This is a genomic window from Geomonas sp., assembly GCF_035254065.1.
In the GTDB taxonomy this organism is placed as follows: Bacteria; Desulfobacterota; Desulfuromonadia; order Geobacterales; family Geobacteraceae; genus Geomonas.
Genome location: NZ_DATFBA010000048.1, coordinates 1 through 14148, shown reverse-complemented (window position 1 = coordinate 14148; position 14148 = coordinate 1). Strand labels below are relative to the sequence as shown.

Below are 14148 nucleotides of genomic sequence, written 5' to 3'. Positions count from 1 at the left end.
CCAACGGGAGCTTGAGCCTCCTCCCCAACGGGAGCTTGAGCCTCCTCCCCAACGGGAGCTTGAGCCCCCTCCCCTTCAAGGGGAGGGTAGGGGTGAGGATGGGGTTCCCCCTCCCCGCCGAAGATCTGGGCGGTCAGCGCGTCCAGGCCTAAGTGCAGGCGGTCGAAGAGCTCGCGCTCCAGCTCACGCTCACCCCGTTTGACCTCCGCCAGGAGGTCCTCCAGGTCCTGGCACCCCTCGGCCACCTCGACCAGGTTGACCGCGTGCGCCGCCCCTTTCAGGGTGTGCATGCGCCTGAACACGGTCTCCACCAGGAGCTTGCGGGAAGCCTCCTCCTGCTCAGCTTCGAGCTCCACCAGGAGCTGCCCGAGCGCGGCGAGGTGGTCCTGGGCCTCCTCCCTGAAGACCGCCAGGAGTTCCTGGAGCAGGTTGTCGGCGTCAGCCATGCAGCCCCCCTGCGCGCACGCCTTCGAGCCGTGCGCTATCTACCGGCAGGGGATGGGTCATGCCACGTGGTACCGGCTTACCAGCTGCTGGAGCTTCTGGTTCAACTCGTAGAGGTTCCTGGCCGCCGCCTCGATCTGGCGCGAACCTTCGACGTTCTGTCCGCTCGCCTGGTTGATGCTCTGCACGGCGATGGCGATCTGGTCCATGCCGATCGCCTGCTCCTGGGTGGAGGTGACGATCTGCAGGGTGGCGTTACTGGATTCCTCGATGGCGGCCGACAGCTGCCGGATCGACTCGCCCGCCTCGCTCGACTGCCTGACGCCGGTCTCTACCGCCTTGCTCCCCTGCTCGGTGGCGAGCACCGCCGCGGTGGTCGCCTTCTGGATGAAGCCCAGGATGTTGCGGACCTGGGAGGTGGCCTGCTTGGACTGGGTGGCAAGGTTCTTCACCTCCTGGGCCACCACGGCGAACCCCTTGCCGTGTTCGCCTGCCTTGGCCGCCTCGATGGCCGCGTTCACCGCCAAGACGTTGGACTGCTCGGCGAGATCGTTGACGGTGGCGATGATCTCGCCGATCGCCTGGCTCTGCTCGGAGAGGTGGACGATCCGCTCGGCGATGAAGGCCATCCGCTCGTCGATCCCGCGCATGCCGCCGATGGCGTTCTCCACCGATACCCGCCCGGCCTGGGCCACCTGCACCGAGTTCTGGGCGCTCTCGTAGACCTGCTTGGACTTCTGGGAGGCGAGGTCGGTGGTCTGGCGCACCTCCTGGACGGTGGCGTTGGTCTCCGAGACCGAGGCGGCGGTCTCCGCCGAGCTGGAGGCGAGCTCGCTCACCGTGGTCATGATCTCGGCGGCCGAGCCGGCCAGGACGTTCACCACCTCGCGGATCTCCAGGTTCAGCTCGCGGAGGTTCCTGGCCATCATGGAGAAGGAGTTCCCCAGCTGGTCCTTCGAGGAGGCGGGGAGCACGTCGATGGTGAGGTCCCCGGCCGCGATGCGGTCGGCGCTGGCGGCGAGCCTCCTCAGCGAGAGGACCATGTCGCGCATGGCGACGCCGAAGACGTCCCGCTCGGAGTTGGGGACCACCTCGACCTCCAGGTCGCCCAAGGCGATGCGGTTGGCGGTCTCGCCCATGCGGCGCAGGGAACGGACCATCTTGTCCATGGCGCGCAACAGACCGCCGATCTCGTCGGGGGAGTCGGAACCGACGTCGGCGGAGAGATCCCCCACGGCCAGCCGGTCGGCGGTGTCCAGGGCGGCGGTGAGCGGCCTGGTGATGGAGGAGGTAATGGCCGAGGCGATCAGCGCCGCGAAGAGCCCGGCCAGGATCACCAGGATGGCGGTGATCGCGAAGGTGCTCCGGGCAGTCTCCTTGGCTTCGGTCTCGAAGCTCTGCGCCTTGTTGATGGTGAACTTCAGCACTTCGGAGATGGTGCCGTTGATCTTGGCGACTGTTTCGCGGGCGAAGGTCCTGTGGAAGTGGGCAGCCTCGGCCATCTTGCGGTGACGGACCAGTTCGATGGTCTTCGCCCGGACCGGCTTCCAGGCGTCCATCGCCTCCTTGATCAGGTCGATCTTGGCCTTGTCCCCCAGGAAGCGCTCCTTGGCAATGGCCAGGTTCTCGTAGACCACCTTCTCGTTGGAGTCCACGTCCTTGAGCGCCAGGGCGAACTCCTGGGGATCGTCGCCGTAGAGGACCAGGTCCTTCATGTCCCGGTGCATCATCACCACGTGGTCGTTCACCTCGTGGATGGCGTTGTTCACCGTGAAGGGGTGGTCGTAAAACTGGGTGAAGAGGTTGGCCTGGGCGGTCAGGTTCTTCAGGGACAAGACCCCGAGCAGGATCAGGAACAGCACGATGATGCCGAAGCCTGCCACCAGCCGCGATCGGATCTTCATATTACTCAGCATGGAACCCCCGTTTGCTGTTAGTTTGCCGTACGTTAGCTGCCGCTTTCATCTCAGCCGACCTCCTCGTGCACGATGACGCGCCGGTCGGAAAGGATCTTCCCCATGTCCAAGAGCGCCAGCCGGTCCTGGGTGACCCCGGCCAGGAACTCCTCCCTAAGCCCGGTGAAGGCGTCGGGAGGGGGTTGCAGGGAAGCCCGGGGGAGCGAGACCACCCCGTTGATGGCGTCCGCCAAGAGGCCGAACTCCACGCTGCCGTTACCCACCACGATGACCCGGTTGAGGTCGGCGAGGCCGACCGTGGGGAGCTCGAAGAAGCGCCTGAGGTCGACGATGGAGACGATCCTCCCCCGCAGGTGGGTGATCCCCAGCACGAAGGGAGGGGTGCAGAAAAGCGGCGTGAAATCGGTGAGCGGCAGCGTCTGGGAGACGAAGGAGAGCTCCACCGCGTAGCGCTCGCCGGAGAGCAGGAACTCCAGGCACTCCAGCCGGGCCTCCTCCCCTCCCTCTTCGGGGCGCAGGGCGAGTTCCGCCGCGCGGGCGACAAGGATGTCCCGCTCCTGCTGGGGGCTCAGGGCCTGTCCGCCGGAGACCGCCTCGGCGGCCGCCTGCTGCCGTTTGAGCAGCTCGCCCCAGTCAGTGGTGCGGCGCCCGAAAGCCAGCTTGCCTTCTTCCATCCTTCAGCTCCTCATGCTGCCTCTTGGTGACCTGTTCCCAGCCACCCCTCGCCCCTTTAGGGGAGAGGGGCAGGGGTGAGGGCTCCGATGGCAGCTTCCTCTTTTTTACTGTTCCCCTCGCCCCCTGGGGGGAGAGGGTGGCCGAAGGCCGGGTGAGGGCGGGGTTCTCTCTCAGCGCTCCCCTTTCCCCCGCTCCTTGCCGGCCTTCAGCATCGCCTTCACCAGCTGGGCGAGCCGCCCGGCGGTCAGCCCCTCGGCCTCCTCGAGCACCTCATCGGCGGGGCGCCGCTCCAAAAGGCGCAGGGCGTTCACGAAGTTGCGCTCCGACTCCTGCCGCTCCCCCCGCAGGCGATGTATGTTGCCGAGGGCGAAGTAGGCGAGCAGATAGTCGTGGTCGATGAAGAGGGCGTGCTTGAGCGAACGGAGCGCTCCATCCAGTTCCCCCTGCTGCTCCAGGATGATGGAGAGGAGGTAATGGCTGGCGGCGGAAAGCCGCTCGCAGGCGATCGCCCGCTCGCAACACTCCCGCGCGCGGGGAAGATTCCCCAGGTTCGCCCAGGCCCGGGCGGCCAGCGCCAGGGACTCCGCCTGCCCGGTCCCTTCCCTCCCCGCGGCCGACCGTTCCGCCCTCTCGGCCGCCTCCCGGTACCGTCCGGAGCGAAACAGCTCCAGCGCCGGGTCAGGAGAGTGGTCGACCGGCTGCTGGTTGGCGGCTGCCGCTTGTGCCCGCTGCGGCGGCGGGTGCCCGCCTCCCGGCCGCTCGGCCGGTTCCGACAGCCTGCCGTCGGTGGCTGCAGCCGCGCTGGAGGGGGCTTTCCCTGCGGGGTGCCCACCGCTCGGGGAGGGGCCTTCCCTCCCGGACGGCATGCTGAGCGTGGGGCGGCGAGCCCCCCCGGGCGGGGTTCCGCGCCCCCACCCGCTGGCCGGGTGACGGGCGGGGTGCGCCGGGTGATCTCCCTTGGCCGCCTCCGCCGCCTCCCGTGCGGAGAGCTTGCGCAGGACCAGCGCCCCCCCCAGGTTCAGGCAGCTAAAGCCGGTCAGCTTGCCGTAGTTGAGCTCGGTGGCCCCCACGAACAGCCACCCGCCGTCCACTAACGCCTGATTGAAGGCGGTCATGGTGGAGGTGATCCGCTCGGCGTCGAAGTAGAGCATGACGTTGCGGCAGAAGATGATGTCCATCCGCCCCCCCGCCGTCACCGCCGCCAGCGCCTGGGGATCCGCCAGGTTCAGCTGCTGGAACCTCACCATCTGCCGGATGCGCGGGAGAAGTTCGTAGCGCCGGTTCTCCCTGGCGGTGAAGTACTCCATCAGCCACTCGGGCGCGTTGCGGAAGGACCACTGGCCGTAGACCCCCGTGCGGGCCCTCTCCAGGGCCTGCGGGTTGAGGTCGGTCGCCAAGAGGTCGAGCTGCCAGTCGGCCAGGTCGGGGATCGCCCGGCTGAGCAGGATGGCGATCGAGTAGGGCTCCTCGCCGCTCGAGCAGCCGGCGCTCCAGATCCTCAGCCGCTTCCCTTCCCGGCGCCGCGCCGGTATCAGCTCGGGGAGCAGCCGCTCCTCCAGCACCCGGAAACTGTTGGGGTCGCGCAGGAAGTAGGTCTCGCCGATGGTGAGGCCGGCGGCCAGGGTCTCCAGCTGGGTGGGGGAAAGCGGCGCCGCCATCAGCCAGAGCAGGTACTTGTTCAACTCCTGGAAACCGGCACGGCGGCAAAGCGGGGCCAGCTTGGACTGCAACTCGCCCAGCCGGTCCTCGGGAAAATGCAGGCCGAGCGATCTCTCCACGAAACGGGCGAAGAGCCGGATGGTCTCCCCCGTCCCTTGCCCGCTCACCCCGCCCGCTCCTCGAGCGCCTTGCTGAGCTGGCTCTCCTCGGCCGGGAAGAGGAGGGCTTCCAGGTCGTGGATCAGCAAAAGCCCCTGCCGGGTAGCGGCCACCCCTTCCAGGAAGGAGGTCCCCGCCACGATCTCCTCGGGGGAAGTGAGCTCCAGCTCCCCTTCCTCCAGGACGCTCTCGGTGCCGTCCACCGCGAGCGCCACGGTAAGAGCGCCGGCGCGGGCCACCACCAGCTGGTCGTCGCTTCTGATCTCCCGCTCGGGCAGCGAGAAGCGCCTCCTCAGGTTGATCACCGGGACCACCTGCCCCTGCAGGTCCAGGACTCCCAGCACGATCTCGGGGGCCTTGGGGAGCGGGGTGACCGCCGCCGCCCTGACCACCCGTTGCACGCGGTCAAGGCGCAGGGCGTAGCGCTGCCTGTCGAGGGTGAAGACCAGCAGGTGGGCACGGATTGAATGTGAAAGTGGCATGGCGGTCGACTCTGGGCTATTAAGCAAATAATCTTAGGAAATTACATAACAGCGGCCAACAATTCAAGCCTAAAGTTGCCATTTTGGCGGTCGCCGACAAGTTCCGTCGTGCTATCGGCTTACGGGGCGCCGGAGCGAGGGTCCAGACGGCCGGGAAAGCAGGGGGACGGGCAGCTGCTGAACAGTCCCCTGGGGGGTTAGCCGGCGTGTTGGGCGAGCCAGCCGTGCACGGCGGAGAAGAGCTCGTGACGGTCGACCGGCTTCACCAGGTAATGCTCAATGCCGCACTCCGAGGCGGTCTTGCGGTATTCGGCGTGCGAGTAGGCGGTAAGCACGATGATACGGGTGGCCGGGGCCTCGGCCAGGATGGCGCGCGACATCTCCAGGCCGTTCAGCCTGGGCATGTTGACGTCGGTGATCACCAGCCCCGGACGGTGGCGCCGGAAGAGCTCCAGCCCCTCCACCCCGTCGGCGGCGCTCAACAGCCTGACCGCGGGGAACTGCATCCCCAACAGCCGGGCCAGGCTGGTACGGGCGATCTCCTCGTCCTCCACCAGCAGCATGCACGGCTCGTGGTGGCCGCTTCCCTCCGGGTACCTCATTCTCAAACCTCGATGGTGAACTCGGCGCCCTGACCACGGTTTCTGGCGGACAGCCTGCCGTTCATGTTTTTTTCGGTGATTACCTTGGACATGTAGAGACCGACCCCGGTCCCCTTGTCCGGCCCCTTGGTGGTGAAGTACGGCTCGAAGATCCTCTCCAGGATCTCCTCCGGAATGCCGCCGGCGTTGTCCTCGATGCTCACCAGGGAGCGGCCGCCGGCCTCGGCCACCCGCACCCGGATCAGGGGGTCGCTCACCCCCCGCTCCGTGCAGGCATCCCTGGCGTTCAAGAGGACGTTCAGGATGACCTGCGAGTACTCGTTGGGGTAGCCCTCGATCAGCGGGTCCCCGACGGTGGAGAGCTCCAGGTCTATGCGGTGCTCCTTGAGGCTCGCCTCCACGATGGCGACCGCCCTCTCGATCACCTGGCGTACCCGGAAGGAGACCTTCTCCTTCTCGGGGCGGAAGAAGTTCCTGAAGTCGTCGATGGTCTGCGACATGTGCTTCAGGACCTGCATGGAGTTCTCCACCGTGTCGGTGAGGTGCTCCTTGCTGAACTCGCCGAAATCGTAGCACATGGCGAGCTCCTGCAGCATGAGCCCCAGCGTGTTGAGCGGCTGCCGCCACTGGTGGGCGATATTGCCGATCATGTCCCCCAGCGCGGCCTGGCGGCTTTGCTGGATCAGCATCCGCTCCTGCTCGCGCAGCGCCTCCACCGCCCGCAAGCGCTCCAGCGTCTCCTGCTGCAGGGCGAGCTCGGCGTCGCGGCGGCGCGCCTCCCGGCGGAAGTTGTCCAGCGCGAAGGAGATCTCGTCCGCCATCTGCTGCAAGAGCGCCACCTGCTGCCGGTCGAAGCAGTCCCTTTCGGCGGCGTAGAGGGTGAGGGCACCCACCACCCGTTCCTCCTCCCGGATGGCGATGGAGGCCGAGGCGCGGATGCCGTGCCGTTTCCCCTGCTCACGCCACGGGCGGGTGCGCGGGTCCTTTTGGAAGTCGTTGCAGATGCAGAAGCTCCCCTCCCTGATGGAAAGGGCGGTCGGCCCCTCCTGCCCGGCCTCGGCGAGCCCCTCGATGTCGGCGAGGTAGGCGGTCGCCCCGTTGGCGGCGGCGGTGACCACCTTGCCGCCCGAGGGCTCCAGCAGGCCGACCCTGGCCAGCAGGAAACCGCCGTGGGCGACCGCGACCCGGCAGACGTCACGGAACAGGCTGCGCCGGTCGCGGGCCCGCACGATGGCCTGGTCCACCTCGCTCAGCACCGCGTACAGCCGGTTCAGGCGGCGCAGGCTCTCCTCGGCCCGCTCCCTTTCCGCGATCTCCCCTTGCAGGGTCGCCACCGCACTGGCCAGCTCCTCGGTCCGCTCCCTGACCCGCTGCTCCAGCTGGTCGTGGGCCGCGCGCAAGGAGGCCTCCATCCGCTTTCTCTCCATGGCGATGGAGAGCAGATCGGCCACCCACTTCATGAGGGAGACCTCCTCCTCGGCGAAGCGGGTCCGGGCGCGGGTGCCGAAGGCGACGGTGCCCAGCACGCGCCCCTGGGCGATCAAGGGGTGACAGGCGTAGGCGGTGATCCCCCACGAGAAGAGCAGGGCGGTGCGGGGGTCGCCGCTCTCCGGGATCTGCTCGGCGAGCACCGGGCAGGCGTCGCGCGCCGATACCCCGCAGATCCCCGCTCCGTAATCGAGCCACTCCACGGCCGCCGCCTGTGCCTTATCGACCCCCGCGTAGGCGTTGAGAAGGAGGCAGCCGGTCTCCTCCTCCACCAGGTAGTTGAAGAAGACGTGGCACTCCAGAAACTCCATCACCTTCCGGCAGATCGACTCCAGCATGCGGCGGGGGGCGTCGGTGGCCAGCAGCTCGGCGGCGGTCCGGGCCATCAGGTTCAGGCGGAGGTTGCCGTGGTGCAGGGCCTGCTCACCCCTGATCCGCTCGGTGACGTCGGTAGAGGTGCCGAACCAGCGGCTCACCCTCCCCTGCTCGTCGCGCACCGGCAGCACCCGGGTCAGGAAGGAGCGGTAGCCGCCGTCGGCCCCCTTGAGCGGGAAGGTCATGTCGAAGTCCTCGCCGGTGGCGATCGACTGCCGCCAGCGCTCCAGGACGGCCGGCAACAGCTCCGGGTCGTGCATCGACTGCCACCCCCACCCCTTGTGTTCCTCTTCGCTTGCGCCGGTGTACTCGTACCAGCGCTGGTTGTACCAGTAGACCCAGCCGTCGGCTCCCGCCATCCAGGCCAGCTGCGGGATGGCGTCGGCCAGCGTCCTGAATTCCGCCTCGCTTCTCCTCAGCACCTCCTCGGTCTTTTTCCGCTGGGTGATGTCGTGCGCCACGTGCACCGATCCGCTCCGGCGCCCCTCCTCGTCCAAAAGGGGCGAGGTGGTCACCAGGAAGTCGGCGCCCAGCCGCTCGTCGTGGATCTCGACCGAGTGCTGGAGGCCGTCCTGCATGGTGAGCAGGTGGGGGCAGGCCCCCACCGGCTCCAGCGCCTCGTGCACGCAGTGGTAGCAGATCGGTTCCAGCGCGCCTTCGGCCGGGATAGCCAACCGCTCGGACATGGCCCGGTTGGCGCGCACGATGCGCTGGCGGTCATCCAGGATGGCGATCAGGTCGGGGACCGCGTCGAAGGTCCGCTCCCACTGCTGCTTGGCCACCAGCAGGGCGTCCTCCATCCGCTTCCTCTCGCTGATGTCGACCAGGGTGAGCACCACCCCGTCCACCTCCCCGCCCCGGTCGAGGTAGGGGAGCGCGCGCAGCAGGAAGTGCCCGCTCTGGGGGAGAGCCACCTCCCGCTCCACCGGGAGCCGGCTGTCCAGCGCGCCGGTGGCGTCGGCGGCAAGACCCGGCCAGCTCAAGGTGTCCGCCACCTCGGCCAGCGTGAGCCCCAGCTCGGCAGGGGTGAGAGGGAAGATCTCGGCAAGGGCCGGGGTATACCGTTTCACCCGGAGCTCGCGATCCAGGAAGAGCGTGGCGATCCGGGAACTGGCCAGCAGGTTCTCCATGTCGGCATGGGCCTCGTGGAGTTCGTCCACCGTCCCCTGCAGCTCCAGGTTCAGCGCGATCAGCCCCTCGTTGAGCGCCCTCAGCTCGCCCCGCGAGCGCTCCAGCTCCTGGTTGGCGCAGTGGAACTCCTCGTTCACGAAGAGGAGCTCCTCATTGACGGACAGGTATCCCTCCCGGGCCCCCTCCAGCTGCCGGGCCACCTCCCAGAGCTGGCGGCTCGCGCCGGAGAGCCGCTCCTCCAGCTCCCTCACGCGCCGCTTGCCGCCACCCCCCTGCACCCTTTCCGGCCCATCCGGCGGCGGGCCCGCCAAGGGGAGCGCGGCGAACAGCACGGTGGCGCCCTCTCCCGCCGGCGGCTCGAGGGGCTCCACCGCGAGGTCCACCCTCCCACCGCCGGCAGCAGAGGGGAGCGGGATGCCCGGGAAAAGAGCAGCCTCCCCCCCGGAGAGAACCTGGGCCAGGGCTGCCCGCAGTGGGGCGCGCAGCTCCTCCAGCACCAGATCGCTCACCTCCCCCGCCGCCTCGCCCGGGGGAACGGTGAGGTAACGGGCGGCACGGGGAGAGACCTCCAGCAGGGAGCCCTGCTGGTCGACCACCAGGAAGGGGGGCGCGTAGCGTTCAGCCAGCTGAGAGGCCGCCGTAAAACGAAGTGCATCGACTCGCTCGGCAGCGGGGAGCACCCTTGTCACGCGCCCCGGGCGCCGATCGGAGGAGGTCTGTTCCTCGCTCTCCGGCAGCCGGGGCTCTCTCGTCCACTTTTCCGGCAGGAGGGTGAGCGGCGGGCGGCGGGTGGGCTCCTGGCGCTGGAAGATCCGCCAGCGCTGGTCGAGCGTGCTGAAGAGCCCCTCGCAGCGGTTGGCGGTCTCCGCGGAACCCAGGAAGAGGAAGCCGCCCGGGTTGAGCGCCTGGTGGAAGAGGGCGATCAGCCGCTTCTGCATTTCGGGGAGGAGGTAGATCAGGAAGTTGCGACAGACCAAGAGGTCGAGACAGGAGAAGGGAGGGTCCTTGATGAGGCTGTGGGGTGCGAAGACGATCATCTCGCGCAAGGGGCCGCTCGCCTGCCAGCCGCTGCCGGTCCTGGTGAAGAAGGCGTTCAGCCGCGACCCGCTAAGCCCCGCGACCACCTCATCGGTATAGAGGCCGGAGCGGGCCCGGACGATGGAATCCTCGTCCAGGTCGGTGGCGAACAGGCGGACCCGGTGCGGCAGCCCGCGGCTGTCCAGGTACTCCCTGACCAGCATGGCCATGGAGTAGGCCTCTTCGCCGGTCGCGCAGCAGGGGTGCCAGATGCGCACCGGCTGCTCGGGGTCGCGCCCCTCGAACAGGCGCGGGATCACCTCGCGCTCCACCGCGGCGAAGGCCTCGACGTCCCGGAAGAAGCCGGTGACCTGGATCAGGCTTTCACGGCAAAGGGTGCGCGCCTCCCGGGGGCTGTTATCGAGCAGCGCGAGGTACTCCTCCCCGCGGAGCAGGCCGTTGGCGGCCATCCGGCGCGCAACGGTCCTCAGCAGGGTGCTTCTCTTGTAGGAGCCGAAGTCGTGGCCGACGGTGTTCTTGACCGTCTCCAGCACGGCGCACAGGAGTTCCTCGGAGAGGGGGGCGCTGCCGTCCCCTTTGGGCGATGCTTCTTCGGTCATAGTCTCCCTGCTCGGAAGGTGGGGTGAGCGGAGTCCGCGGCTTGGATCCCGCGGCTAAGGATGGAACCACACCAGCGCCAAAAGAGCCGAAACGTGCCCTCCCTCAACTCCCCTCCGGAAAGGCTCCGGGGGCGGGGAGTTGAGGTGGCGTATGCGGCTCTACGCTACAGGTTGCCTGAAAAGTTGGCGGTCCGCCTAGAACAGCGTGTAACTGCGAACGTCGGTTTCCTTGGTGAGCTGGGCGATGCAGCTTTCGATGGCGGCGAACAGTTCCTGGACCTTGTAGGGCTTAAGGATGCAGTGGTTGACCCCGATCTCGCACAGCCTGGCCAGCTGGGTGCGGTCGGAGCAGCCGGTCACCACGATGAGCGGCGTCTCCTTCTTGAGCGTCTTGATCTCGGCGGCCATCTGCAGGCCGTCCTTGCCCGGCAGGTCCAGGTCGGCGATCACGATATCGGGGAGCCGCTGCCTGAACAGCTCGACCCCGCGCTCGCCGTTGTCCACCGTGTCCACCGTGAGGTGGGGGAACTCCCAGGCGATCATCAGCCCCATGGTCCGGCTGGTCACCTGGTCGTCCTCGGCGATCAGTACCGACAGGGGAGAGCCGGGGTTTCTCAGGGCGTCGAGCCCGGTCCTGATTCCCTGGTGCAGGCGGGTTCCGGCCCCGCGGACTTTCCTGGCTTCTCCCATCCGTCTCGCTCCGTTTACACCGCGCTCGCCCTCACCCGCGCCACGTCGTTCAATTCCATGAGCGCCCTGAGCTTCTCCAGGGCCTTGGCCTCGATCTGCCTGATCCTCTCGCGGGTCACCCCGAAGTCGCGTCCGATGGTATCCAGGGTCTGCGGCTCGCCGTCCTCCAGGCCAAAGCGCAGGGTCAGGATCCTCTTCTCGCTCTCCGAGAGGGTGTCGAACCACTGGGAGACCAGCTCGTACTTGTTGAGGTCCTCCAGGAGCGCGGCAGGCGACACGGTGGAGGTGTCCTCGATGGTGTCGATCAGGAAGTAGTCGTTGTTGTCGCCCAGCGGGCGCTCGATCGAATAGGTCTTCTTGAGGAGCACCATGAGCTTCCTGACGTGGGAGATGTCGACCTCCAGGGCGTCGGCGACCTCCTTCACGCTCGGCTCGCGGTTCATCCTCTGCACCAGCTCGCGGGTCACCCGCATCATGCGGTTGATGTCGTCGGAGATGTGTACCGGCAGCCTGATGGTGCGCGACTGGTTGACCAGGGCGCGCTCGATGGACTGCCTGATCCACCAGGTGGCGTAGGTGGAGAAGCGGCACTCCTTGGAGAGCTTGAAGCGCTCCACCGCCTTGATAAGCCCCAGGTTCCCCTCCTCGATCAGGTCCAGGAAGGGGAGGCCGCGGTTCATGTAGCGCTTGGCGATCTTGACCACCAACCGGAGGTTGGAGACGATCATCCTCTCCCGGGCAGCCTGGTCCCCCTTGTAGATCCTGGCGGCCAGCTCCTTCTCCTCGTCGGCGCTCAAAAGCTTGGTCTTCTGGATCTCGCGCAGGTAGAGCTTGATGGCGTCGTCGTAGTGCTCGACCGATGCGGAGCGGATCTCCTCCTCCTCGGCCTCGGCCGGCTCGAGGGGATCCTCGGCATCGCTTTCCTCTACCTCGTCGAGACCCTGCACTTCCGTGAAGAGCGGTTCCTGTTCATCGAATTCATCACATTTCATATCAGTTGCTCCTGTAGCAGTGCCCGGCGCTCGAACCGGAGCGGTGCCTCCGGGGGCGGATCGCCGGCGGTGTCGGTATGGCCCTATCGGCTCGAGCGGCTCACCCGAGGGGAGGCCTGAGCCAACAACTTAGCCGAGGTGGCTGTGGAAGCTTCTCATCCTGTTGGCCAGGATGGTGGGGTCTACGATCTCGCCGCAGCAGATGCATTTCCAGGCGTCAAAGGACCTTACGAAGTCATAGTATTTCTCGGCGAACATTTTACCTTTGCATTTCGGGCATGTCATGGGAGCGACCTCCTTGAAGCAGTTTGAATTGAAGCACAGCAAAGAAACTGGAGTGCGTTGGGTGCTCTACCTCTATCAGGAAGTGTGCCAGCCGCGGGCCTTTTCGCTAACCTATCGTTTTGACGGGCTTTTGCCGCTGCTGTACAGAAACGAGACAGGGACGAAAGGGTGCAAAAAAATAGCCGACGGCGCCGGCACTTCCCCGCTAACTTGTTGTAATCACGAGGATGTCGGGGGGTGCCAAAAATTTGCAGGTGGCCGCGCTTGACACACAGATTTTTGCGGGGGGGAGGAGGCCGGTCAGCAGTATTGGGGACCGGCATCGGGGGGGAGCGAAGCGAGGTCGAGCCGGCCGTGCTCCCCTTACCTGGAGGGGACGGGCTGAGGAGCCGGCCGATGCCGACACCTGCGGGGAGCGGCCGGGTGGAGAGGGAGAGCGCGGAAAAGCTTTGCTCCGGCGGCAGCGATTGGGTATACTCCGCCCATTGCCCTCCGGGACATGGGGAGCGGAAAAAGGAGGGGAAGGAGGAGTCATGGAGGAATCCCAGATGGGACTGTTCGGAGAGGAGATCCCGGCGCCGCAGGCGTCACCCGTCCCGGTGCCCCTCGCTCCGGCCCGAGAGGGACGGCCGGCGCCCGCCAGGACCGGGTCCGCGGCAGACAACGGAAAGACGCCGGCCGCGCGCGCCGAGGCGGCGCCTGCCAAGGCCGCCTCCGCTCAGGTGAAGAAGGCGGCCGGCCAGCCGGCCGTGCCGGTCAAAAAAAGACTGAAGTCGGCCCAGGTCGAGGAGGGCAAGAAGATCTCCGGGCTGGTGCCGGCAGGGGACGTCCGCCTCACCGCCAACATCCGCGAGGACCTGCACCTCAAGCTGAAGATCGCCTCCGCCTGCCGCAGGACCACCATCGGCGAGATCCTCGAGGAGCTGATCGAGAAGCACATCTGAGGCGGCAACTTCCAGAGCAGCGATAATTACTGTGAGATTTTGCTGGTCAAGGCGCTAATTAAATGTTATTTTCATCGCCGGTTTGATCTAAGGCCTAAAAAATCTACTCAACAGGAGGCAAAAATGAAGAAGATCATCGTTCTCACCGCAGCAGCTCTCGCTTTAACCTCGGGCGTAGTGTTTGCCGCAGACACCATCACCCTCCCCGCTAAAAACGGCAACGTCACCTTCAACCACAAGAAGCACCAGGAGCAGCTGAAGGACTGCAAGATCTGCCACGAGAAGGGTCCGGGCAAGATCGAGGGCTTCGGCAAGGACATGGCTCACAAGACCTGCAAAGGCTGCCACGCCGACAAGGGTGCAGGCCCGACCAAGTGCTCCGAGTGCCACAAGAAGTAGGAAGCTGAGCCTGAGCTGAAAAAAATCAGCTGAGAAATAGAACGAAAAAAGTGAGGGGGCAACAGCCACCTCACTTTTTTTTGGTCAAACGGCAGGTAAGCGCCCTCCGCCGGCAACAGCCAGCCCTCCCGTGGCGGGGCCAGCCGGGCTGGGGCGGAAGTTACATGGCGTGGCAGCTGCGGCAGAAGGTGCTCAGATCGGCCCCTTCCTTGTAGTTCTGCAGGAAGAAGGTCGCGTTGCCGGCATGGGGGTTATGACAGGAGACGCAGCT

At 66.7% G+C, this 14148-nt stretch carries 13 protein-coding genes; 2 read left to right on the top strand and 11 right to left on the bottom strand.

The genetic code is table 11. The annotated features are described in order from the left end of the window. The 10 genes from VJ604_RS02685 to VJ604_RS02640 form a co-directional block, all read right to left on the bottom strand. On the bottom strand, positions 1–446 hold a 446-nt coding region (locus VJ604_RS02685), incomplete at its 3' end, for an Hpt domain-containing protein (protein ID WP_324079847.1). Between the two features lie 57 nt (positions 447–503). Then, the gene (locus VJ604_RS02680) at positions 504–2348 is read right to left on the bottom strand and encodes a HAMP domain-containing methyl-accepting chemotaxis protein (protein WP_324079846.1); all 1845 of its coding nucleotides are present in this window, start codon (positions 2346–2348) and stop codon (positions 504–506) included. 62 nt (positions 2349–2410) lie between these two features. Beyond that, positions 2411–3034 carry a chemotaxis protein CheW gene (locus tag VJ604_RS02675; protein ID WP_324079845.1) on the bottom strand — a complete coding sequence of 208 codons (624 nt, stop codon included), beginning with the start codon at positions 3032–3034 and terminating at the stop codon, positions 2411–2413. A gap of 171 nt (positions 3035–3205) precedes the next feature. Beyond that, complete coding sequence (locus tag VJ604_RS02670; protein ID WP_324079844.1) at positions 3206–4861, bottom strand: CheR family methyltransferase; 1656 nt, start codon at positions 4859–4861, stop codon at positions 3206–3208. Beyond that, positions 4858–5334: a chemotaxis protein CheW gene (locus VJ604_RS02665; RefSeq protein ID WP_324079843.1), complete on the bottom strand. Its 477-nt coding sequence runs from the start codon at positions 5332–5334 to the stop codon at positions 4858–4860. The genes VJ604_RS02670 and VJ604_RS02665 overlap by 4 nt, the downstream gene beginning before the upstream one ends. A 197-nt stretch (positions 5335–5531) precedes the next feature. Then, positions 5532–5936 carry a response regulator gene (locus VJ604_RS02660; protein ID WP_324079842.1) on the bottom strand — a complete coding sequence of 135 codons (405 nt, stop codon included), beginning with the start codon at positions 5934–5936 and terminating at the stop codon, positions 5532–5534. Positions 5937–5938: 2 nt separating this feature from the next. Next, positions 5939–10567: a CheR family methyltransferase gene (locus VJ604_RS02655; protein ID WP_324079841.1), complete on the bottom strand. Its 4629-nt coding sequence runs from the start codon at positions 10565–10567 to the stop codon at positions 5939–5941. 195 nt (positions 10568–10762) lie between these two features. Continuing rightward, positions 10763–11257, bottom strand: a complete 495-nt coding sequence (locus VJ604_RS02650; protein WP_324079840.1) for a response regulator transcription factor — start codon at positions 11255–11257, stop codon at positions 10763–10765. A gap of 14 nt (positions 11258–11271) precedes the next feature. Continuing rightward, positions 11272–12249, bottom strand: a complete 978-nt coding sequence (locus VJ604_RS02645) for a sigma-70 family RNA polymerase sigma factor (RefSeq protein ID WP_324079839.1) — start codon at positions 12247–12249, stop codon at positions 11272–11274. A 129-nt stretch (positions 12250–12378) separates the two neighbouring features. Continuing rightward, a complete protein-coding gene (locus tag VJ604_RS02640; protein ID WP_324079838.1) occupies positions 12379–12534 on the bottom strand; it encodes a hypothetical protein in 156 nt (51 codons plus the stop codon). A 533-nt stretch (positions 12535–13067) separates the two neighbouring features. Here VJ604_RS02640 and VJ604_RS02635 point away from each other — a divergent pair. Both VJ604_RS02635 and VJ604_RS02630 read left to right on the top strand, forming a co-directional pair. After that, positions 13068–13478, top strand: coding sequence for a hypothetical protein (locus VJ604_RS02635; RefSeq protein WP_324079837.1), 411 nt, complete (start codon positions 13068–13070; stop codon positions 13476–13478). 123 nt (positions 13479–13601) lie between these two features. After that, positions 13602–13877, top strand: a complete 276-nt coding sequence (locus VJ604_RS02630) for a cytochrome c7 (protein WP_324079836.1) — start codon at positions 13602–13604, stop codon at positions 13875–13877. A 160-nt stretch (positions 13878–14037) separates the two neighbouring features. On the opposite strand, the gene VJ604_RS19345 is transcribed toward VJ604_RS02630, so the two are convergent. Beyond that, positions 14038–14148: cytochrome c3 family protein (locus VJ604_RS19345; protein WP_414652383.1), on the bottom strand; the 111-nt coding region annotated here is incomplete at its 5' end.

Excerpts from the sequence above, each read along its gene's own strand:
- VJ604_RS02680 (WP_324079846.1), bottom strand. The coding sequence starts at position 2,348 with ATGAAGATCCGATCGCGGCTGGTGGCAGGCTTCGGCATCATCGTGCTG.
- VJ604_RS02675 (WP_324079845.1), bottom strand. The coding sequence starts at position 3,034 with ATGGAAGAAGGCAAGCTGGCTTTCGGGCGCCGCACCACTGACTGGGGC.
- VJ604_RS02665 (WP_324079843.1), bottom strand. The coding sequence starts at position 5,334 with ATGCCACTTTCACATTCAATCCGTGCCCACCTGCTGGTCTTCACCCTC.
- VJ604_RS02660 (WP_324079842.1), bottom strand. The coding sequence starts at position 5,936 with ATGAGGTACCCGGAGGGAAGCGGCCACCACGAGCCGTGCATGCTGCTG.
- VJ604_RS02655 (WP_324079841.1), bottom strand. The coding sequence starts at position 10,567 with ATGACCGAAGAAGCATCGCCCAAAGGGGACGGCAGCGCCCCCCTCTCC.
- VJ604_RS02650 (WP_324079840.1), bottom strand. The coding sequence starts at position 11,257 with ATGGGAGAAGCCAGGAAAGTCCGCGGGGCCGGAACCCGCCTGCACCAG.
- VJ604_RS02645 (WP_324079839.1), bottom strand. The coding sequence starts at position 12,249 with ATGAAATGTGATGAATTCGATGAACAGGAACCGCTCTTCACGGAAGTG.
- VJ604_RS02640 (WP_324079838.1), bottom strand. The coding sequence starts at position 12,534 with ATGACATGCCCGAAATGCAAAGGTAAAATGTTCGCCGAGAAATACTAT.
- VJ604_RS02635 (WP_324079837.1), top strand. The coding sequence starts at position 13,068 with ATGGAGGAATCCCAGATGGGACTGTTCGGAGAGGAGATCCCGGCGCCG.
- VJ604_RS02630 (WP_324079836.1), top strand. The coding sequence starts at position 13,602 with ATGAAGAAGATCATCGTTCTCACCGCAGCAGCTCTCGCTTTAACCTCG.